14 protein-coding genes are annotated in these 20276 nt (G+C 59.9%); 8 read left to right on the forward strand and 6 right to left on the reverse strand.

What is annotated here, in order from left to right; genetic code table 11:
- Positions 1-685: 685 nt before the first annotated feature.
- From D1Y85_RS22865 to D1Y85_RS22880, 4 genes are all read right to left on the reverse strand, one after another.
- A complete protein-coding gene (locus tag D1Y85_RS22865; RefSeq protein WP_124153358.1) occupies positions 686-1687 on the reverse strand; it encodes a ParB/RepB/Spo0J family partition protein in 1002 nt (333 codons plus the stop codon).
- On the reverse strand, positions 1677-2363 hold the full coding sequence (parA, locus tag D1Y85_RS22870; protein WP_124153359.1) for a ParA family partition ATPase: 687 nt from the start codon (positions 2361-2363) through the stop codon (positions 1677-1679). The genes D1Y85_RS22865 and parA overlap by 11 nt, the downstream gene beginning before the upstream one ends.
- A gap of 935 nt (positions 2364-3298) precedes the next feature.
- Positions 3299-4672: a replication initiation protein gene (locus D1Y85_RS22875; RefSeq protein WP_124153360.1), complete on the reverse strand. Its 1374-nt coding sequence runs from the start codon at positions 4670-4672 to the stop codon at positions 3299-3301.
- Positions 4673-6282: 1610 nt separating this feature from the next.
- Positions 6283-6681 carry a VOC family protein gene (locus D1Y85_RS22880; protein ID WP_124153361.1) on the reverse strand — a complete coding sequence of 133 codons (399 nt, stop codon included), beginning with the start codon at positions 6679-6681 and terminating at the stop codon, positions 6283-6285.
- Between the two features lie 78 nt (positions 6682-6759).
- On the opposite strand from D1Y85_RS22880, the gene D1Y85_RS22885 reads away from it, so the two are divergent.
- Both D1Y85_RS22885 and D1Y85_RS22890 read left to right on the forward strand, forming a co-directional pair.
- A complete protein-coding gene (locus D1Y85_RS22885) occupies positions 6760-7170 on the forward strand; it encodes a VOC family protein (RefSeq protein WP_124153362.1) in 411 nt (136 codons plus the stop codon).
- Positions 7171-7552: 382 nt separating this feature from the next.
- Positions 7553-8470, forward strand: a complete 918-nt coding sequence (locus tag D1Y85_RS22890) for a LysR family transcriptional regulator (RefSeq protein WP_246025023.1) — start codon at positions 7553-7555, stop codon at positions 8468-8470.
- A 16-nt stretch (positions 8471-8486) separates the two neighbouring features.
- Here D1Y85_RS22890 and D1Y85_RS22895 read toward each other — a convergent pair whose 3' ends face one another.
- Complete coding sequence (locus tag D1Y85_RS22895; protein ID WP_124153363.1) at positions 8487-10070, reverse strand: Na+/H+ antiporter; 1584 nt, start codon at positions 10068-10070, stop codon at positions 8487-8489.
- Between the two features lie 680 nt (positions 10071-10750).
- Between D1Y85_RS22895 and D1Y85_RS22900 the strand changes: the two genes are divergently transcribed.
- From D1Y85_RS22900 to D1Y85_RS22920, 5 genes are all read left to right on the forward strand, one after another.
- Entirely contained in the window at positions 10751-11776 is a 1026-nt protein-coding gene (locus tag D1Y85_RS22900) for an amidohydrolase family protein (RefSeq protein WP_124153364.1), read from the forward strand.
- A gap of 2 nt (positions 11777-11778) precedes the next feature.
- Complete coding sequence (gene ligK, locus D1Y85_RS22905; protein ID WP_124153365.1) at positions 11779-12462, forward strand: 4-carboxy-4-hydroxy-2-oxoadipate aldolase/oxaloacetate decarboxylase; 684 nt, start codon at positions 11779-11781, stop codon at positions 12460-12462.
- Positions 12463-12494: 32 nt separating this feature from the next.
- Positions 12495-13199 carry a substrate-binding domain-containing protein gene (locus D1Y85_RS22910; protein ID WP_246025027.1) on the forward strand — a complete coding sequence of 235 codons (705 nt, stop codon included), beginning with the start codon at positions 12495-12497 and terminating at the stop codon, positions 13197-13199.
- A gap of 191 nt (positions 13200-13390) precedes the next feature.
- Positions 13391-15169 carry a tannase/feruloyl esterase family alpha/beta hydrolase gene (locus tag D1Y85_RS22915; protein WP_124153366.1) on the forward strand — a complete coding sequence of 593 codons (1779 nt, stop codon included), beginning with the start codon at positions 13391-13393 and terminating at the stop codon, positions 15167-15169.
- Between the two features lie 53 nt (positions 15170-15222).
- Complete coding sequence (locus D1Y85_RS22920; protein ID WP_124153367.1) at positions 15223-15612, forward strand: GntR family transcriptional regulator; 390 nt, start codon at positions 15223-15225, stop codon at positions 15610-15612.
- A gap of 481 nt (positions 15613-16093) precedes the next feature.
- Here D1Y85_RS22920 and D1Y85_RS22925 read toward each other — a convergent pair whose 3' ends face one another.
- Positions 16094-17188 carry a porin gene (locus D1Y85_RS22925; RefSeq protein ID WP_124153368.1) on the reverse strand — a complete coding sequence of 365 codons (1095 nt, stop codon included), beginning with the start codon at positions 17186-17188 and terminating at the stop codon, positions 16094-16096.
- A gap of 1408 nt (positions 17189-18596) precedes the next feature.
- Here D1Y85_RS22925 and D1Y85_RS22930 point away from each other — a divergent pair.
- Positions 18597-19946, forward strand: a complete 1350-nt coding sequence (locus D1Y85_RS22930) for an MFS transporter (RefSeq protein ID WP_124153369.1) — start codon at positions 18597-18599, stop codon at positions 19944-19946.
- The last annotated feature ends 330 nt before the right edge of the window (positions 19947-20276 follow it).

Here is a 20276-nt window from a genome sequence, read left to right on the forward strand (position 1 = left end):
GGCGTTGCCAAGGCGCGCCGAGAGGTTCGGCGCGCGCTCCAGCTCGGTCTCGCGGGCGACGTCGTAGACGCGGGCGGTGAGGATTTTCCGGAGGTAATCAGTCTGCTCGGTCGTGCGGACTTCGACTGGGGTGTGGCTCGGGTTGGCCGACATAGGCGCTCCTACGCTGCAGTACATTTAGCCAGGAGGCGGAAACAAAAAACCCGCCTCTTGGGGCGGGTTATTGACAACTGCGTGACACTGCGATCGACGCGCGCTAACCCACCATTCCTGGAATGGTGCTAATAATCAGCGCAATCGAAAATTGGCGGCAGTTCATGGGGAATAAGCATCGCCTGGCGCCGATTGTTTGTCAATCCCGCCACATTTAGGCAATTTGTATAAAAAATGATTTTTACGTATCAAACATTACATTTCGGCGCTACACGTAAGCTGCGCGGGCGCAAGCTCATGATTTCGCCCCAAAAGTAGATGTTTACCGGCCCCATAGCCGCTTAAATCGTGAAACATTCTTGGAAATCTATCGTATCTCGCTGATTTTTAAACCTTATTCCGCAGCACGAATCGTCTTTCCTTGTTTCACGGATTTGACCCTATGCCCTCTCGAAGAGCACGCAGTGAGGCGTGTAACGCCTCACGTGCCCACTGAAACTCCCTATTTCTCGCAACTGACGCCCACCTGAGACTACACGGTCTCCGGCGTCTCCATTTCCGATGCCCATTGCTCGATTACGGCTTTAACGCGTTCCGCGAGGCGCTGCTGATCGGCGGGGGCAATTCCAGTTAGGCTGAGTTCGGCTCGTCCATCGCCGAAAAGCTTCAATTCGCCGAGCGCTACGCCGTCGGGACGATTGAACTGTACGCGCGACTGGTAATGCGTACGACGCGGGCCGATCCGGCGCGCGCCCGCTTCGGCCGACGCAGCGGCCTCGAGCTTGCGAACGGTCGCCTTCCCTTCGATGACCTGATCGAGCCAATGCTCCGCGACGCTCGCTCCGGCGCGGTCGAAAATCAGCTTGATGTTGTAGGCATGTCCAAGTCCGACGTCCGTTTTGTTCTGCGCCATGCGTTGCAGCAGCAAAGGCGGAAGCGACGTGAGCGAGATGACCTTGCTGATATGCTTCGGATCCTCGCCCACGGCTACGCCCAGCTCGACCTGGTCGACATAGACCCGCTCGTCGAGCAGCTTCTTCCACGCGAGCGCGTCGTCGAACACGGTCTGCTCCTCGCGCTCCTTGTTCGCATGGTAAGCGCGTAGGTAGAGGTTCTGACTGTCGAGCCCGTCCCGAACATCGGCTTCGATCGTTTTGTCGCCGCGCGAGCGGGCTGCACGGATGCGCCGTTCACCGTCGACGATGACGTATTTGCCCGGGAATTCGGCAAGGTGTGTGACCAGAATTGGCGTGATCTGACCTTGCTTCTCGAAACTATCCGCGAGTTCATCGATCGTTTCCGCGCTGTAGAAAGCGCGCGGGTTGTACGGATTAGAAACGACGTCTTCGACCAGAATCTGTCTGACCGCATGCGATTCCGTTTGGGCACTCCCCTCTTCCGGCTGGGTGACGACGGCCGCCTCGCGCTGCGCGATGTTGACGACATCGGCTTCAGCAAGACGCTCCCCGGCAGAGACACGCTCCACCGCCATACCCGCACGGACCTTGCTGGTGAAGTTGAGCTTAGCGGCCATCGACGATCTCCTCCTCTTCCTGAACAAGTGCAATGATTTCGTTATAGAGCGCGCTGATTTCGTCTTTTGCGACCTTGGCCCCCCGGACGCCGCGAACGTCGAATACCGTTCGACCTAGCGCGGCCGTCTGCCGATACAGTTCCCGCTGCTTGATCGTGGACGACAGAACACGCACGTTGCTCTCGGCGAGGATCGCGCTCATCTGTGTGTGCAACAGCGTCTTCGAGTTCGATTTATTCAGCAAAATTGCGAATTTTCCAGCTGGATTGGCGATACGTGTGCGTTCAACCAATTCCATCATCCCTTCACTACTCCAGATATCGATGGGGGAAGCATCGGTCGGGATGACCGTGGCATCCGCAACGGCTAGCACGCGTGCAGTCGTGAGGTCGTTGATGTTGGGAGGGCAATCGACAATCACTACGTCGTAGTCGTCGGCAAGCGCGGCGACTTCGGGTCCAATCATCTTTTCGAGCTTGTGAATGCTACCGACCCGGAACGGAAGCGGTGTATCTGGACCGGCTGCAGCGCACCAACTCATGCATGACTGCTGGCCATCAGCGTCGGCGACATAGACTTTGTACCCCTCAGACTGAAACGCCCCGGCCAGATTCATGGTGGTGGTGGTTTTACCCACGCCACCCTTTTGATTCGCTACGGCTATGACCAGTCCCATTCGGTTCTCCATGCAATGTTCAATCTCTGACGATCACCCTCGTGCACTCTCCACGTGGAGACGCCAGCGCGCCAGTTGGGAGTCTAACGGCACGTTAAAGTAAATTCTAGGTTTTCCGCCAAATCCGTTGCCGACTCACAACCGTTTGGCCAAAAGGACGAGTCTTGAATGGCCCGGGTGACAAAAAGAGGGCGTCGCAGTGCTATTGCGGTGCAGAGCGTAGTTAGTGTGTGATCTCCACGTGGAGAATCGACGGATGTCGATGCGGTTGTACACTGGAGCGGAAAGAATACGGACGGAAGGCGCGGCAGCATATCTACAAAATTTACGACTCATCGCACGTTGAGCACGCTGGATTCAACGGCGAGCCCGCACTGACTCATAACGCGAATCGCGCTCCGATTCACAGCAGATCGATACGCAATGCAAGTCGCGACCCCAAGGGCTCATCTTGATCTCCACGTGGAGATATCCCCGGAACGCTTTGATTACGCGACCGACATCGCTACCTGGAACAAAATTGCCAGGAAGGAAATTCTTCACGCGGAGATCCAACGCAACCCGAACACGTCTCGCTACGCAGCCCCCCTTGACGAATGCGCGTCAAGTCAGGACCCGTTTGATCAGCATTGACGAGAAACATTGTCTAGCGCGATCAGGTTTCATCGGATGCTGGGCTACCGATTTCGATCTCCACGTGGAGATCCCAGACAGACTCGAATGTTGTGAAGGCCTCGACCTGACTGCATAGGATGTAATCAGGCCGAAGTCGAAGAGGACAGAATCAAAGCCGGAGTTGACCAAACGCGAAGCCAACTGGAAGGGGAGGGGCGGCGCAAATTAACTTACGACCGCTTATTCATGGAATTTAGAAAATTCCTGGTGTCGCGTGCCTGATATCGCAATACGCAGCGACAGCACGCCACTCCTAATGCTCACTCGGCGCGCGCTTTCAGGGCGAGTTCGACATCGGAAGAGGACTGAGCATCCGCAGCACCTGGTCCCTGTTGGCCGCTTAGCAGGAATTCGAGCAGATCTGCGGCCGTCGGTTGCCCCCAGGTATCGAGGACGACCCAGCGGAAGAAGTTGGTCGATGCCATCTTGCTCGGCACCTTCGTGGTCGAGACCTTGAGCTTGTCCATACCGACCGTCTCGTTGTAGCGCTTGATCAGCGCCGTCTGGTCGTCATATTCGAGTTCGTTGAAGTAGGCACGCGCCTCGGCGATCTTGGCGGCGATGTAGCGATCCTTGACCTGATCCTGGCTCTCGCGCGCCTTCACCGATTCAGCCACGGCGCCTGCCGCGTTGGCACCGGGCAACTCGTAACCCTGCATCAGCGCCTTGCGGAAGTAGGCCGCCACATTCGCAAGCGGCGCAGCGTTCTTCTGCGCGATACGGGCTGCGGTGTAGGCAACCGCCGTTCGGATCTTTTCTTCGCCGTACTGCTTCAACAGGCGCTTCGCCTCGGAGACCGGAATGCTGAATTTCGACATTTCGCCAATCAGCACGGTCTCGTTCCCACGGAATTCCTGGGAAGGGTCGGTCTCGGGCTTGCGCATCACCCGAAACTGAAGGGCAACAACCGAGCGACCAACCTTGTGCTCAATGAGTTCGAAGATGTGATCCGAAATCTCGTTCACTTCCTTGATGCACGGCACGAGCACACGACTCTTGAACTGCTTGTACAGCTTGTACGACTGTGCCGACGTATCCTGGCCGAGGATCAAATCGCGAAGCGTCGCAAGCGGAAAGCGCGCAGTCATTCCGACCGCCTCGTAGCGCACGACGTTTTCCCAGAGCGCAAGCGAATGCGCCTTTCTGAACTGACGCGTGATCCGCATGTCGATCATCGCGTAGATTTCCGGGTTGAGCAGTTCACCGCGAATCTGTTCGGAAAACGTATAGCGCAGCACCGAACGCTCGAGCTCGGCCCCGGCGAGCAGGCCGGACGCCTTCCAGATGCTGCGCTTATCCTGCGTGAGATAGTCCCAGTTGACGACCGTACTGATCAACGAGTTGATCGTCTCCTTGACGTATTCAGTGTTGTTGCTGTTCAGATCGACATCCTGCGAGAGCGCGGAGATGGTGATCTCGAACGACGAGCGGCCCGGATCAAGCGAGTCCTGGCGAATGGCGTGCTTGATCAGCGAACTGAACATCTTGCGCTGCTGAAGGCTGATGGATCCGGACTTCGGCGCAATATGAATCGCCGGAACGGCCTTGCGGAAGAGATCAGGCGGCTGGCCCTGCTGAAATATGAGTGCGCCTTGCTTATCGGCATCGCCGGCATCGGCCTTTTTTCTTGCCATGTGACCCACGTTAGAAGGGAACCTGATCGGTTGGTAACTGTATACCAAGCGAACAGGTGACTCAAGAACGCAATCAACCCGTGCCACGCAACAACATTGCCAGGCGCGCCGATTGACATCCCGCGGCTACAAGGTGCGGCCCGGGGCACGATCGGAGCTTGCGAGGGGCACTCCCATAAGTGGATACCTTAGCGGGCAATCGATCCTGGCGGAATCCCATAACCCGCAACCATTCCTGAAGGTGTGAGTACTTACTCTCAGAGAGAACACCGTTAAGGTATCCAACTATGGGAAATTCCTGGTGTCACGGTTATCCACAGCCACCCGACGTGCGTCGCCCAGAACATATCCCATGAATAGCGACCTTTAGGCCATCCCATAACACGCTACCCAGCCAAATCCAGAAGTCGCTCAGAACCACGAGCGATTGACGCGGAAACACCCATATCTGGCTACCTTCGACTGATCCCATAGCAAGTGACCTTTGATTCCTCTGCGACGAGACGTCCGCGCGGAGTGGGGCCGCGCATCCAGGGCCCCGAAGGAACGCCTGAAACTCCGTGAAATAACGCCCCCATAATTGGTGACCAACAGAATCTCCCATAACAGGCAACCTATAGGACAGAGACAACCCGAAAAAACGCCCCCTGAATCCGCCCGTGACACCATAGACAGTGACCTTTAGCACATCCCATATCACGTTACCTTGGTACTTCCAGCACGTTCACCCCATAGAACGAGACCGTTTCCCCATATCCACAACCCCGAAAACCCATACCCGGATACCGAGTTCCCATATCCACAACCCGAAGTACCCATATCGCGTACCCGAAATCCCATAACGAGCAACCAAATCGCCCGCAAAGCCATGCCAGGTAAGGCTTCCAGCCTGCTAAAGGTTTACTAAAGTTGTTAAAGCGTTATAGGTAAACACTGAAACCTGTGCAGAGAGATAAAAACGTCTCCCAAAACCGGGACCCTGTCGACAAGTAAGTGGTCACCAACCGCAGAGGTCCCATTTCCAGCTACCTTGGCGTCTCTACGGCTCCGAATCGCCCTGAGGGAAACAACAAACGCGCCCCAGTTATTCAGGTTCTACCTTCTGAACCACGGCTAACCTCAAGATTTTAAAAACTAAACCCCCGAATGGTTGCCGGCTATGGGAGCCTGGAAAGCTCAAAGGTAACCCTCTGTGGGATGAATATCGCTCTCCCGAACTCGACTTCCTAATACATTCCTGGGCGGCTGTGTCATCGAAGAAGAGCTTGCTGGTCAGCCGATGAACTTGATGCAGCGATCCAACGAGGCCAATCACTGTAATCAAGGTCACCAGATCCCATATCAGGTTACCGACTCCAGGTCACACGAAATGGGAGGGAACACGGCCGAAACGCGATCGCCCGAGTGAGCGTTAACGCTCGAAGGTTCACTGCGCCGAGACTTCCGGTGACCTGGCGCTCGTCAAACGGACGCTTCAGTCCTGAGCCGTTAGCGAACTACGAAGCGATTCGCGCGAGGGCTTCAGCGGCTATTCAGGCCAACACCGGCTTGTGGCCCGTCCCACGGAGGTGCACCTTGCCGCGTAGGCCACTACCTTGAGACCGCTGAACTTACACCGGTGCCGCATGACACACGGCCTCGACGCGGTTGCCCGCCGGATCGAACAGAAACGCCGCGTAGTAGGTCGCGTGATAGTGCGGACGCAGTCCCGGCTCGCCATCGGACCGTCCGCCACTGGCGATGCCCGCCGTAAAAAACGCATCGACCTGCGCGCGCGTCTGCGCCTTGAAACACCAATGCTGCCTGTTCACACCGATGTCGCTCGCGTCGAGATAGACCGCGAGAAATGTGGACATCGTGTCGGCTTGCGAGCAGCGCTCGCCGTAGCCAAGCGCCTGCGGCCGGTCGTAGACCTTCGACGCGCCGAGTGCGGCCATGATCGTGTCGTAGAATGGCCTGGCTGCGTCGATGTCGGGCACGCCGATTGATACGTGGTCGATGAGTTGCATGCAAGTTTCGCCAATGAGAGTTGAACGGATTTCATTCTAGCGACGACGGTTGCGCCGCTTGTACCGCAAAAGGACGAAATGATTTCGCACGTCTTCATCGGAATTGACGACTTCGATCGGGCTTTCGAGTTCTATTCCGCCATCATGCAAGCGCTCGGACACACGCCGAAGTTCTGCGAGCGCGATACCCCATGGTCGGGTGCTTGGGCCGGCTGGACGGCGCCGGGCATGCCGCGTCCGATCATCATCGTCGGGACGCCCTACGACGGCAATTGCGCACAGCCCGGCAATGGCCAGATGGTGGCGCTGCTGGCGCCGGACAGGGCGTGCGTCGATGCGGTGTATGCCATTGCGCTCGCTATCGGCGGAACATCCGAAGGTCCGCCGGGCTTGCGACCTCACTATCATCCTGACTACTACGGCGCATATTTTCGCGATCCAGAAGGCAACAAGATTTGCGTTTGCTGCCACGATCCGGTGCCGGAATAGCGCTTCCACAGCAACTGCGTCTGCCGTGGCGCCCGATTGCCGGGCTCGACGCCATTTCGTCGTTCGTGCGACTCAGACCGTTTGCTCCGTCCGGCGTCCCATTCGTGCTCGCGCTCGTGCGTTATTGGCTCGGGTGCCGCGGATCGAGTGCGGCGCAATCTGGCGGTTTTGCTTCGACACAACCGTCCGGCATTGTCATGCCGACGCGCCCTGTGTTCATCAAATGAACCACGGGCACAGAACCGAACCGCAGTTCGCGCCACCAGACAGCCGATCGCACCGTTGAACTTTGTGCCGTCTCGCTCGCGCCGCGTTACGTGCTTTCGCTTGCGGGAAGAATGCGGCAAGATCGGCCATCAACGTTCCGTCCTATTGGAGTCCGGTGGACCGCCTCGAATCGATGTCCGTGCTGGTTGCCGTGGTCGACGCGGGCAGTCTTTCCGCCGCAGCTCGGCAGCTTGGTATGCCGCTCGCCACGGTGAGCCGCAAAGTCGCCGAACTCGAGACGCAGCTCAAGACGCGCCTGCTCACCCGAACGACACGCCAGCTCTCGCTGACCGAGGCTGGCGTGTCGTACGTGGCCGCATGCCGGCGCATTCTTGAGGACGTCGGTGAGGCCGAGCGCGCCGCGACCGGTGAGTACACCACGCCCAAAGGCGACCTCACGATCACCGCGCCGGTCGTGTTTGGCCGCTTGCATGTCGTACCGGTCGTGGCGGCCTTTCTCGCGCTCTATCCGGAGATCGACGTTCGCCTGGTGCTGCTCGATCGCGTGGTCAATCTGCTCGAAGAGCACATTGACGTCGCAGTCCGCATCGGCGATCTGCCCGACAGCACGAGCGTGGCGATCGGTCTCGGCGCGATACGGCGTGTGATGTGCGCGAGTCCTGGCTATCTTGCGGAGCACGGCGTGCCGCAGGTACCGCGCGATATCACTGGCCATCGATGCATCACGGTCGAAGGGCTGGGGGCCGCGCGCAACTGGGTGCTGCGGGCGGACAAGGCGCCGGTGCAGGTCGCGGTGCATTCGCGACTCGTCGTCAACACGGTCGATGCCGCCATCGAAGCCGCGATGCTGGGTGTCGGGCTCACACGCGTGTTGTCGTATCAGATCAAGGACGCGCTCGAGGACGGCAAGCTCGACATCGTGCTCGAAGCCTTCGAGCCTCTGCCCTGGCCGATCAGCCTCGTGCATGCGGGTCAGGCACCGCTGCCGCTCAAGTTGCGCGCATTTCTCGACTTCGCTACACCGCGTCTGCGCTCGCGCGTCGCGCAGACGCGAGCCGGCGGCAAGCCGTAGCCCGCGCGCGCGCCGATCATGGTTCGAGCAGGCGCTGAAGCCTGAATTCCTCGAGATCGAGCTCGTTTTCAATACGGTGCAAGACGGCATCCTGAATGAGGTTTTCGTCGTGCAGCGTGAGCAGCGCCTCGCGTGACTTCGCAACCAGTGCGAGTTCCAGCCGCAGATGTTTCGCGCGCCGCTCCACGTGCGCGGCGCCGGACGCGTGCGCGTTTTCATTGGCACGTACGCGAAGGCGGTATTCGTCGAGCAGGCGTTGCACGATTTCGCATTCGTCGTCCGTCGTCGTTTCCGCGATTTTCTCGAGTTCGACCAGCGCCGCACGGAACGCATGCGAGCGTGCTTCAAGTTCGGACATGCTCGTGCGCTTCTTCGCGCGCAGATGCAGCAGGCGGATCAGCGGGGCGAGCGATAGACCCTGAATGACGAGCGTCGCGAAAATCACGATGAACGTGCTGAAGATGATGACGTCGCGGCCCGGAAAGCCGTCGGGCAGGGCGAGCGCGGCCGCGAGGCTCACGACGCCGCGCATGCCCGCCCAGCCGAGCACGCACGCCTCGCCGAAGCGCCACGCTCGCACCCGCATGCCGCGCCGCGCGGCGATCCCCGACGGCAGCCAGATCGCAAGCCCCACCCACACGATTCGCGCGACGATCGCGGCCGCGGTGGCGGCAAACGCGACCCCGAGCCCTGCGGTGAACAGTGCGCTTCGCGCTTGCATGCGCGTGAGAATGCCGTGCAGCGCGAGGCCGATCAGGATGAAAACGAATGCGTCGAGCGCGAAGACGATGACTTCCCAGGATGCCTCCGCCTTGATGCGCGTGGACGCGTCGAATGACTGATGCTGGCGAATCCCGAGTACGAGCCCGCAGGTCACGACCGCGAGCACGCCGGACCCGTGCAGTGCCTCGGCGATCGCATAGCTGGCCCAGGCCATCACGAACGTCAGCATGATGCTGAGCATGGGTTCGCGAAGGCGCTTGATGAGCCATGTCATGCCATACCCGCAAAGGGCGCCGACAGTCACGCCGATCAAGGTGAGCATCGAGAACACGACGGCCGCGCGCGGCGCGGTGAACGCTCCGGCGACCGCTGCAGCGATGGCCATCTGATAGAGCAGCAGACCTGACGCATCGTTGACGAGGCTCTCGCCTTCCAGCACGGTAACGAGCCGTGTGGGTAACGGGAAGCGTTGCAGCATCGCTTTGGCGGCGACGGCGTCGGGCGGCGAGACGATTGCGCCGAGCGCGAAGCATGCGGCCCACGGCAGCGTCGGCTCGACGGCGTGCACGGCAACGGCCACCGCGACGGTCGTGAACGCCACGGCGCCCAGCACGAGCGATGAAATGGTGCCGATCTCGCGCCGGAAATCCTTCCACGCGGTGTAGAACGAACTCGACATGAGCAGCGGCGGCAGGACTGCTGCGAGCAGGAGGTCGGGGTCCATGTCGGGCGCGGGGCCGCCCGTGAGCGCGATGGCGGAGCCGCCCAGCAGCAGCACAACGGCGGGTGCGATGGCGAGACGCTCCGCGAGCCACGTCAGCACGCCCGCGCCGGCGATGAGGACCACCAGGGTGTGAAAGAACTCGACGTTGTTCATTTTGTCGGCCCGGGGATCGAGGCGCGGCTGCACATGGCGGTGCCCGTCGGGTGACGGAGGACGAATCGGATACTAACGCGGCTTCGCGCCCAGTGCTGGCCGTGTGGTCGTGGACGCCGCGTGAGATAGCCCGGCATGCCGACGTTGGTGATCCGCGAGTGATCCGCGAGCCCGGTGCGATGCACATCGCGATCATGGCATTGGCGACAGGGTCGCCCGGGGCGCAGGCCGACCAGAGCCAGGAGGCCGGACAGAATTCAACCCGGCGCACTTTCTCGATGATTATCCAGGTATCCGTTTTACTTATCTATCTTCCGACGATGGGTGGCACGAACCACCCTGGTAAGCGTGGAGCGGGCTTACGCGCTGTGCCCCTTCGCTAGACGGTTTGCGCCATTTCGAGCCTGCAAGCTACGCGTGCGAGCCTGGCGATGCGCTGCGCTTTCGCCGAATTCCAGGGGATAACCCTAGCTACCGGCGGCAGGGCGCCAATTCGTACCGTAGCGACGGTAACCAATCAGGGGCGATGCGCTCGCCATCCGGCATTACCTTGTTTGCGCCGCACAGTCTTGCGCACGGATTAGCCAGCGCGCCACATCAACGCGCGGCGGCCGACGGCGCGACTCCGGTTTTCGGCGGGTCGCCGGACGATTCATCAATAGCAGGAAGCAGGAGTATCAATGATCATCGATATTCATGGCCACTACACCACGGCGCCAGAAGCGCTTGCACAGTGGCGCAGCCGGCAGATCGCGGGCATCAACAGCCCGGCCGAAATGCCGAAAGTATCCGACTTGCGGATCAGCGACGACGAGTTGCGCGAATCGATCGAACTCAATCAACTGAAACTGATGCGCGAGCGCGGTCTGGATCTCACGATCTTCAGTCCGCGCGCGAGCTTCATGGCGCATCACATCGGCGACTTCAATATTTCGAGCACGTGGGCCGCGATCTGCAATGAGCTTTGCTACCGCGTCAGCCAACTGTTCCCCGACAATTTCGTGCCGGCCGCGATGCTGCCGCAGAGCCCCGGCGTCGATCCTGCGACGTGCATTCCGGAACTGGTCAAATGTGTCGAGCAGTATGGCAATGTCGCGATCAATCTGAATCCCGATCCGTCGGGCGGCCACTGGACGAGCCCGCCGATCTCTGACCGCCAGTGGTATCCGCTCTACGAAAAGCTGGTCGAGTACGACATCCCGGCGATGATTCACGTGAGCACGAGCTGCAACGCGTGCTTTCACACCACCGGCTCGCATTATCTGAACGCCGACACGACGGCGTTCATGCAATGCCTGACATCGGATCTGTTCAAGGATTTTCCGACGCTGCGCATTATCGTCCCGCACGGCGGCGGCGCGGTGCCGTACCACTGGGGCCGATTCCGCGGGCTGGCACAGGAACTGAACAAGCCCCGGGCGGCGGAGCGCCTGCTCAACAATGTGTTCTTCGATACGTGCGTCTACCATCAGCCAGGCATCGACCTGCTGACACGAGTCATTCCGGTGGACAACATCCTCTTCGCAAGCGAGATGATCGGGGCGGTACGGGGTATCGATCCCGAGACTGGCCACTACTACGACGACACGAAACGCTATATCGAAGCAGCGCATGTCGATGCTGAGGATCGCTACAAGATCTACGAAGGCAATGCACGCCGTGTCTATCCGCGTCTCGACGCGCAACTCAAATCGAAGGGACTTTGAGCATGTACGAAATGGGCGTGGTCTACCGCAATATCCCGCGCGCCGATGGTGCCGTCGCGGAAAAACTGGGCGAACTGGGCTCGGCAACCGTGCACGAGGCCATGGGGCGAACCGGTCTGCTCAAGCCGTACATGCGGCCGATCTACCGCGGCGCGCGCGCGTCGGGCACTGCGGTGACGGTGTTGCTGCATCCGGGCGACAACTGGATGATGCACGTTGCCGCTGAGCAGATCCAACCGGGCGATATCGTTGTCGCTGCGGTCACGGCCGACTGCACCGATGGCTACTTCGGTGACCTGCTCGCCACAAGCTTCAAGGCGCGCGGCGCGAGAGCGCTGATCATCGACGCTGGCGTGCGGGATGTCGACGTCCTCGAGGAAATGCAGTTTCCGGTGTGGAGCAAGGCGATTTCCGCGAAAGGCACAATCAAGGCGACGGTGGGATCGGTGAACATTCCGGTCGTCTGCGCAGGCGCGCTCGTCAATCCCGGCGACGTGATCGTTGCGGACACAGACGGTGTGGTCGCGGTTCCGTCTGCGCTCGCCGCGAAGGTACTCGAGACCGCCACCGCCCGCGAGGCGAACGAGGCGGCCAAGCGTGCGAAGCTCGCCTCCGGCGTGCTGGGCCTCGATATGTACAACATGCGTGAGCCGCTGCGCGAGGCGGGGCTGCGCTATATCGACTAAGCGGGACGCAATCGGCAGTGGACGAGCTAAAGATGGGCGACGTGTTGACCGGCGTGGGATCGATGGCGACGCGCAAGTTGTTGGCAGACCTGATCGACCAGTACCGGCGCGAATCGGGTTGCCGCGTGAGTGTTACGTCGATCGGCGGGGTCGAGGCTGTGCGTCGCGTGCAGGATGGCGAGCCGTTCGACTTCGCGGTGCTGGCGTCCGGTGCTCTTGAGCGCCTCGCAGTCGACGGCCATGTTGCGGTTGCGCGCATCGAAATCGTGCGCTCGGGTATGGCCGTCGCTGTTGCAGCCGGTGCGCCGCATCCGGATATCGGATCGGCGGCGGCGTTGCGCGACGCGATACTGGGCGCGTCACGAATCGGCTACTCGACGGGCCCGAGCGGCGAGCACTTGTTGAAGTTGATCGCGCGCTTCGGCATAGCTCAAGTGATCGGTTCGCGCATCGTTCAGACGCCGCCGGGCGTGCCGGTCGCCAGCCTGATTGCCAGCGGCGAAGTCGAACTCGGTTTTCAGCAATTGAGTGAGCTAACGGGTGCACCCGGCATCGAGGTGGTCGGGCCGTTACCGCCCGACGTCCAGCTCACTACGGTCTTTTCGGCGGCAATCTGCTCCGCATCGCAGCGACAGGAAGCCGCCGCGCGTTTTCTCGCGTTCCTGGCGTCGGAACAGACCGACGCGGTCAAGCGCGCACATGGCATGGAGCCGGCGAGGGGCTGCACACCGCGGTAAGCGAGCGGCAGATACGTATCGCCCGGCTTTGAGCAAGGAGCATTCGTAGTACACGTGCAATAAGAAAATCGCATCGGTTGCGAAGTTTGTTGCAGTCTACACGTCTATGTTTGTTAGCTATGCTAATTGTCTGTACTAGAAGCTGAGACGTTGCAGATGAACAAAATAACATTCATTTTCAGGAGGCACGTATGAGATATCTGAATCCGGCAACACTCTTTGCGAGCGCACGGGAACGAGCAACCGCGTTGCTGGCGCTGTTCGCAGTCAGCGCGACGGTCACCCTGGTCGCGGCGTGTGGGAGTAGCAGCGGTGGTAACGATCCTGCTAAAGCGCCGTTGGCTGTCGTCGCACCTGTCGTAGATTGTTCGAAGCTGACTTCAGTCGATCTCACCGACGTCGGTGGGGCGGGGAGTTCGATCACGTCGGCCTCCGTTGAGACGCAAACTATCAACGGTACTTCTGTCAATTACTGTCTTGTGAAGGGCACGCTCGCACCGTACAACACGTTTCAGGTTGCACTGCCGGTCAGCACCTGGACTCAACGCTTTGCGGAACTTGGTTGCGGTGGCCTGTGTGGCAACGTCAACGATCCGAGTTCGCAAGGGCAGTTTAGCTTTAGCTATACGTGTCCGCTGGTGCAACAGGGTGGCTTCGTGACGGCAGAGACCGACATGGGTCACGGTTCTTCTATTGACCCCAACGGTAACAACTGGGCGCAGAACGCGCAGCAGCAGGCCGACTTCGCCTACCGCGGGCAGCACATTACGACGCTTGCGGCGGAAAAGCTGATCAAGGCCTACTACGGTCAGGCGCAGAAGTACGCCTACTTTGTCGGTTGTTCCGATGGCGGTCGCGAGGGTCTCATGGCTGCGCAACGCTACCCCGCCGACTATAACGGCATCATCGTTGGTGCCCCGGCTGCCCACTTCACGATCCAGAACTCGCTCTATCACGGCTGGAGCGTGGAATCGCAAAGCACGACGGGCAACTCGACAGGCATGGCCACGCTCTACGCGGACAAAGCCAAGGTGTTGCACAAAGCGGTCCTCGCGGCTTGTGGTGGCCAAACTGGCGTAGCTGATGGTCTGATCGCGGATCCGCGTACCTGCAATTTCGATCCGGCGTCGATTGAGTGTGCGAACGGCGCGACGGACACCAGCAACTGCCTGACCGGAGCCGAAGTGGCTACCGCGAGCAAGATCTACGGCGGCCCGCTGGATAGCACTACGAATGAACGCATGCTGGCTGGTTCGCCGCAGCCCGGTTCCGAAATCAACTGGATCGGCGTGGAAGTTCCGACGTCGAACTCGACGGACGCGGCCGTGCCTGTCACGGGCCTGTTCAGCTACATGATCGTGAGCGGAGCGTATAACCTGATCTTCTCGAACGCCTCGACCATGCATAACCTCGACAACTTCGGCTATCACGACGCGAGCTTCTACCCGAATTATCTGCAAGCCAATCACCCGCTCTACGACGCAACCGATCCCGATCTGTCCGCGTTCAAAAATGCCGGCGGCAAGCTGATCCTCTGGCACGGTTGGGCGGACCAGCATATTTCGCCGCTGTTCACGATCCAGTACTACGAGGCGATGCAAAATACGATGGGCGTCTCGAGCGTGAATGACTTCTCGCGCTTGTATCTCGTGCCCGGCGTCGCGCACTGCGGTGGTGGTGAGGGCTTGAGCAACATCGACCTGGTGTCCCAGATCACGGGCTGGGTCGAGCAAGGCACGGCGCCGAACGCGGTCATGACTTATAGCGATCCCTCGACGAGCGTGTTTACTGGCTCGCGTCCGGTGTACCCGTATCCGGCCGTTCCGCAGTACTCCGGTACCGGCGACTGGCACGATGGCGCGAACTGGACGCAGGGTGCTCCGCTGTACAACGAACCGACGCATCCGTGGGCTGGCTCCAGCTTCTATACGGCGTACACGGGGATGCTGCAAGGCGTCGCGGCACCGTAAGCAAGGTCCACTTCAGCAGTAGCAGTTATCGCGGCCAGCCCTTCGGGGCTGGCTTGTTCATTCACGATATCGCTTTTAATCTGGGCCATGCCCGATGGCGATATCGCACGCCTGGCCCATCAGGTTACCCGATCGTCCCGGTCGCGTTGTCTTCGAAGAAAATGAACAAGCGTGTTCGTGCCAACTGGATACCCCGTCTTTCAGTTGAAGGTAAGCCGAAATGGCTTCAAATTATTTCCTCGCTTGAAAAAGCCATAAGCTCTGGCGAGCTTCGGGTTGGCGACAGCCTGCTTTCGCAGCGACATCTCGCCGATCTGATCGGTGTGCACGTCAACACGGTCAATCGCGCAATGCATGAAGCCGTAAAGCGCGGACTGATTGTCGCGAAGACGCGCCGCGGAATGGTTGTCGGCTTCGACGGACTCGCTCAAGTCAGGATGTAGAACGATTTGAGGCGGATTCGGATTCGCAGCGAACGAAGCACGTTACCAGCTCGATGGCATTGATTGCTCGCGTGGAGAAGCGGTGTTGAGTTTAAAAGAGTAGTGCGGCGATCCCGGAAGGCATCATGCGCGACGTGATTCGAAGGGGGCTTGAATGGAAGTGTGGCCTTCGTGCCGACCGCTAAGGCAAGCCTACGGCGTGGCGCGTATACGACCCGTTTGCCGGGCCTGTCACGTTTCCAGGAGGCGGCGACCAACGATGTCTACGCGCATGTGGGGCGGATTTCAATCGTGGACGCGATTGCGGAGATTCTCGCGGCAAGGAAAACCGGCTTTCCCAGCGTGACCATCTAGATATCCGTGCGCTCAGGGACAGCGGGCTGACCTAAGTGCGCCGGAAGACACTAACCCGCCAGAGTCGGCGGGTTAAATGACCGAACCGGCACATATCGACGATATGTGCCGGTTCGGTCACACCGCGTTAGAAGCGGGTATGGAGACCTACGCGGGCAACAGCCTGCGTGGCGTTGGACGAAGCACCGTCAGCACTGTTGAAACCATTGATCTGCGCGTTCGCACCTTCGTTCGCGCGCTGGTACACGCCGATCAAATACACGGACGTCCGCTTGGACAACGCATAGTCGACGTTGGCAGCAAGCTGATGCGCGTGGTTGTTGTTCACCACTTCGTTGCCCTTCATGTACATGTAGGACGCACCAGCGCTGAGTGCTGGCGAGAAGTTATAGTGCGCGCCCGCAGAACCCTGGAAGACGGAGCCGCCATTGAGCGAGTTGTGGACGGTCGTGAACAGGGCGTTCGTTACCCACGCGCCGAAATGGTAATGCGCGCCCACACCCCACGTTCGCACGCTGATTTGGGGCGATCCGGCGGTGTAGGTCTTGACGTTCGTGTACGCGGCGTTCGCGCCGAAGTTGCCGTTGGCGTAGTTCAACCCGAAGCTGTTCGCATTGCCAGCGCCGATCGATCCGGCGACGCCACCGAAGGCATACATTGCGCCCGCGCTGAATCCGCCGAATTTCGGCGTGACGTAGGCGATCGAGTTGTTGATGCTCTCGCCCGCCATGCGGTCCCAGTCGAACGCACCCGTCGGGTTTTGGGGCAGGGCGAGTTTCTGGAAAGGACCGGCCCGGAAATCATAGAAGTGACCGGAAAGCTCCGACGGGTCATTGCCGCCAAAGTAAAGCGAGTTGGTCATGAAGTCGTACTGATTACCCAACGTCAGGCGACCGAACTGCTCGTTCGTCAGTCCGACCAGCGACGTGCGGCTGAACAGGCTCTTGTTCGGCATGAACTGGCCGTTATCAACCTGAAACTGATTGACGAGTTCGAAAATGGCTTTGGTGCCGCCGCCGAGGTCTTCAACGCCTTTCATCCCCCACAGATTCGGGCCGTTGACGCCGTCGTCCATCTTCACGTTGGAATGCCCACCCTGGTTGTTCACATAAGTGACGCCAGTGTCCATCATGCCCCAAAGCGTTACGCTGCTTTGTGCGTGCGCAGACGGCACAGCACATATGCAAGTCGAAAGCGCCAGCGCGATACCCGTTTTTTTCATTGGAAAAGTTCTCCTTGGTTATATTCGTGTGTCAGACCCGGAGCACCAGCTATCGTGATGCGTAGCGCCGTGGCCTGTGCCGTCTTTCCTGGTGCCTTTGCGTTCGTTGTGGATCGCTGCCGGCGGCCCGGTCCATCGACGAACGCGGCAGACGAAGAAACCAGTTCTGCGACACGTTCGTAGTCCAGATGGCGGCGGAGCCAAATATAGAAAATGAAACTGGTCGGCGAAAGACCTGCTCAGGACTCGCAGTGATGCCAGTTCGCACGCGACAACCTGTTGTTCGACAGGGTTATTACTGATTGTCCGCGGGCGCGGCTAGAGAGGAGTGCTTTGTGGAGGTGCGTCGTAGTGCGCTGATTATTAACCGTATTTTCTTGTTTCTGAGTTGATGGTCAATAACGGCATTCGACAGCGCACAGCGTTGGCTTCAATACTGGTTGCGAGTCCAGCGATAATTAAATTAGATGTTGCTTGAGGGGACGTCGCAATTCTGTAGCGATGGAGTCGTGTCGCGAAGGCTAACTAATTGTGCGATTCGTCGTTTCGAGTTTGGGCGAATGGATACCGATTGCCAGCAAAATTCCCCAGTTGATGCGGCCATGCAGCCGCCGATGATGTGTGAACGAACTTGTTTGGCCGCGGTCGTCAGGTCCGGCGGGCACGGTCATTGTATGTAGCGCGGTGCCACGCGCATCGCGACCGTCCACGGCGAAGTGAACAAGACATCCTTCTCCGGGTACGCGCCATGAAGCGCTGAATAACGCTACCGGCGGGGCTGGCGTCGAACGGTGGAGATTCGGACGCCACGATCAACAATCGCGGGCTGCCAATACAGTGCGTGTCGAAACGGCACGAACGGCACAAACCAGTGTTTGCGAATCCTTTCGAGCGGCATCTATTTTATTTATCACGCGGAATGCCATTCCAGGCGCAGTGCGATCCGGACGTAGCACGCAGGACACCCACGACGGCCTTACAGGGCGCGGCTCCCGGGGATTTTCTACTGCACCCCGCACATGCAATTGACGTTGCTGCACGCGCACGCACGAACCCGATATGTGGTTAACCCGCACTACTTACCCGTCCCCCAGTTGCTTATCGTGCCGACGTTGAACACAGGCGACGGGCGTGTCGAAACCCCAACCGACATGCCGTCATCTGGTGGAAATCGGACCAGGTCACGGCGGCAATCATCGGAGGCTTGCCGCGTTTCATACGCCCACCATCGCATTCGCGTGCGACAAGGGCGCTAACGCTAGATCCGGCGAGGGGACGTCCATCACGACGGCGTGCCGGAACGCGCAAAGAAGCGAAGAGATGACCAGCATGCCGCCGCGCTTTTCCGTATCAGCGCGACGGTAGTGCGCCACTAGCAGTGGACCACAGTACGCACAGGAGACTACACATGTCTGGCAGCAAGACAGTTGACATCAAAGCGTTCATTGACGAACGCCATATTTCGGCCTACCAGTGGTTGGTGGTCGCGTTGTGTTTTCTCGCGGTGACCGCCGACGGGATGGACGTGGCCATCATGGGATTCATCGCGCCCGCCATCACTCATCAGTGGGGTATTTCGCGCCCTGAGTTCGGGCTCGTTATGAGCGCGGCACCCATCGGTCTCGTGATCGGCGCGCTCTTCGCGGGGCCCGCATCGGACAAGATCGGGCGGAAGACGGTGTTGATTACTTCCGTGTTCCTTTTCGGCGTCTTCACGATCCTGACTGCATTTACGGAGTCGCCGGTGTCGATGGCCGTGCTGCGCGTGTTGACCGGCATCGGTCTTGGCGCAGCGATGCCGAATTCGACGACGCTGCTCTCCGAGTACTCGCCGCAACGCAAGCGCGCATTGCTCATCACGATCATGTTCACGGGCTTCAATCTCGGCTCGGCCTTAATCGGTTTCGCTGCCGGATGGCTCGTTCCGAACTACGGCTGGCGTGCGGTGCTGATTTTCGGCGGCGCCATTCCGCTGGTTCTCGTTCCGCTCCAGATCTGGCTCCTGCCCGAGTCGGCGCGTCTGCTTGCGGTACGCGGTGCATCGTCGGCGCGCATCGGCTCGCTTCTCAACCGTGTCACCGGTGCGCAGTTCACCGGACAGGAGACCTTCGTATCGACTGAGCCGTCGCTGCCCACCCGCAAGCCGATTGGCATCCTGTTTTCGCAGGGCTACGGCGTAATGACGATTGCGTTGTGGGTGACCTACTTCATGGGCCTGCTCGTCATCTATCTGTTGACCGGCTGGCTTCCGACGCTGATCAAGGACGCTGGTCTCTCGATCACGCAGGCTGCCAACGTCACCGCCATGTTCCAGATCGGCGGCACGATCGGCGCTGTGCTGGTTGGATGGTTCATGGACAAGGTTCGTCCCGCACGCGTCATCGGCCTCGCCTACATCGGCGGTGGAATCTGCGTGCTGGTGCTCGGCGGATTGGGTGCTTTGTCGTCGTCGCTCGCGCTGCTCGTCTTTGCAGCCGGCTTCTGCATGAGCGGTGCGCAAACGGGCCTCAACGCTTATGCGCCCGGCCGTTACCCGACTGCTGCGCGTGCCACGGGTGTCAGCTGGATGCTGGGCATGGGCCGTTTCGGCAGCATCTTCGGGTCCGCCATCGGTGGCGCCTTGCTCGGACTTGGCTGGCAATTCGGTGCCATTCTCGGCATGCTCGCCGTGCCGGCCATTCTCGCGGCACTCGCCATTCTGGTGTCGCAACGCACAAGGTCTAACGAAGCGACGCCTCAGGTTAGCGCTGCACATTGATGTTCGAGGGCGCATGTCGCAATCGTGCGGCTGCGCCCCGCAAATGGTATTCGCCCAACAGGGGTCGACCGTCGTATCCGCGGTCACTTCAGAACAGCGTGAAAAGCGCGACGAGCGGTGCGCAGTTGCGGGTTGAAGGATTCATCCATTCTTCGAGGATGACGTAGGCATTAGAATGGCGGTCCAGCATGGTCGAGCGGCCATTCAACGAGTCGATGGACCACACCGGGCGCGCAGCGTCCGAGTGAGTCGATCCGCAAGTGAAGGGGGGTGGGCGCTCGCCCGGGCATTGCGGTGGAAGTGCCGGCCGGTCCCAGACGGCTACCGGCG

The organism is Paraburkholderia dinghuensis (genome assembly GCF_003837865.1).
GTDB lineage: Bacteria > Pseudomonadota > Gammaproteobacteria > Burkholderiales > Burkholderiaceae > Paraburkholderia > Paraburkholderia dinghuensis.

Bases quoted from the DNA above. Each gene is read 5' to 3' on its own strand.
- D1Y85_RS22930 (WP_124153369.1), top strand. From the start codon at position 18,597: ATGTCTGGCAGCAAGACAGTTGACATCAAAGCGTTCATTGACGAACGC.
- D1Y85_RS22875 (WP_124153360.1), bottom strand. From the start codon at position 4,672: ATGGCAAGAAAAAAGGCCGATGCCGGCGATGCCGATAAGCAAGGCGCA.
- parA (WP_124153359.1), bottom strand. From the start codon at position 2,363: ATGGGACTGGTCATAGCCGTAGCGAATCAAAAGGGTGGCGTGGGTAAA.
- D1Y85_RS22900 (WP_124153364.1), top strand. From the start codon at position 10,751: ATGATCATCGATATTCATGGCCACTACACCACGGCGCCAGAAGCGCTT.
- D1Y85_RS22880 (WP_124153361.1), bottom strand. From the start codon at position 6,681: ATGCAACTCATCGACCACGTATCAATCGGCGTGCCCGACATCGACGCA.
- D1Y85_RS22885 (WP_124153362.1), top strand. From the start codon at position 6,760: ATGATTTCGCACGTCTTCATCGGAATTGACGACTTCGATCGGGCTTTC.
- D1Y85_RS22865 (WP_124153358.1), bottom strand. From the start codon at position 1,687: ATGGCCGCTAAGCTCAACTTCACCAGCAAGGTCCGTGCGGGTATGGCG.
- D1Y85_RS22910 (WP_246025027.1), top strand. From the start codon at position 12,495: ATGGGCGACGTGTTGACCGGCGTGGGATCGATGGCGACGCGCAAGTTG.
- D1Y85_RS22895 (WP_124153363.1), bottom strand. From the start codon at position 10,070: ATGAACAACGTCGAGTTCTTTCACACCCTGGTGGTCCTCATCGCCGGC.
- D1Y85_RS22925 (WP_124153368.1), bottom strand. From the start codon at position 17,188: ATGAAAAAAACGGGTATCGCGCTGGCGCTTTCGACTTGCATATGTGCT.
- ligK (WP_124153365.1), top strand. From the start codon at position 11,779: ATGTACGAAATGGGCGTGGTCTACCGCAATATCCCGCGCGCCGATGGT.
- D1Y85_RS22915 (WP_124153366.1), top strand. From the start codon at position 13,391: ATGAGATATCTGAATCCGGCAACACTCTTTGCGAGCGCACGGGAACGA.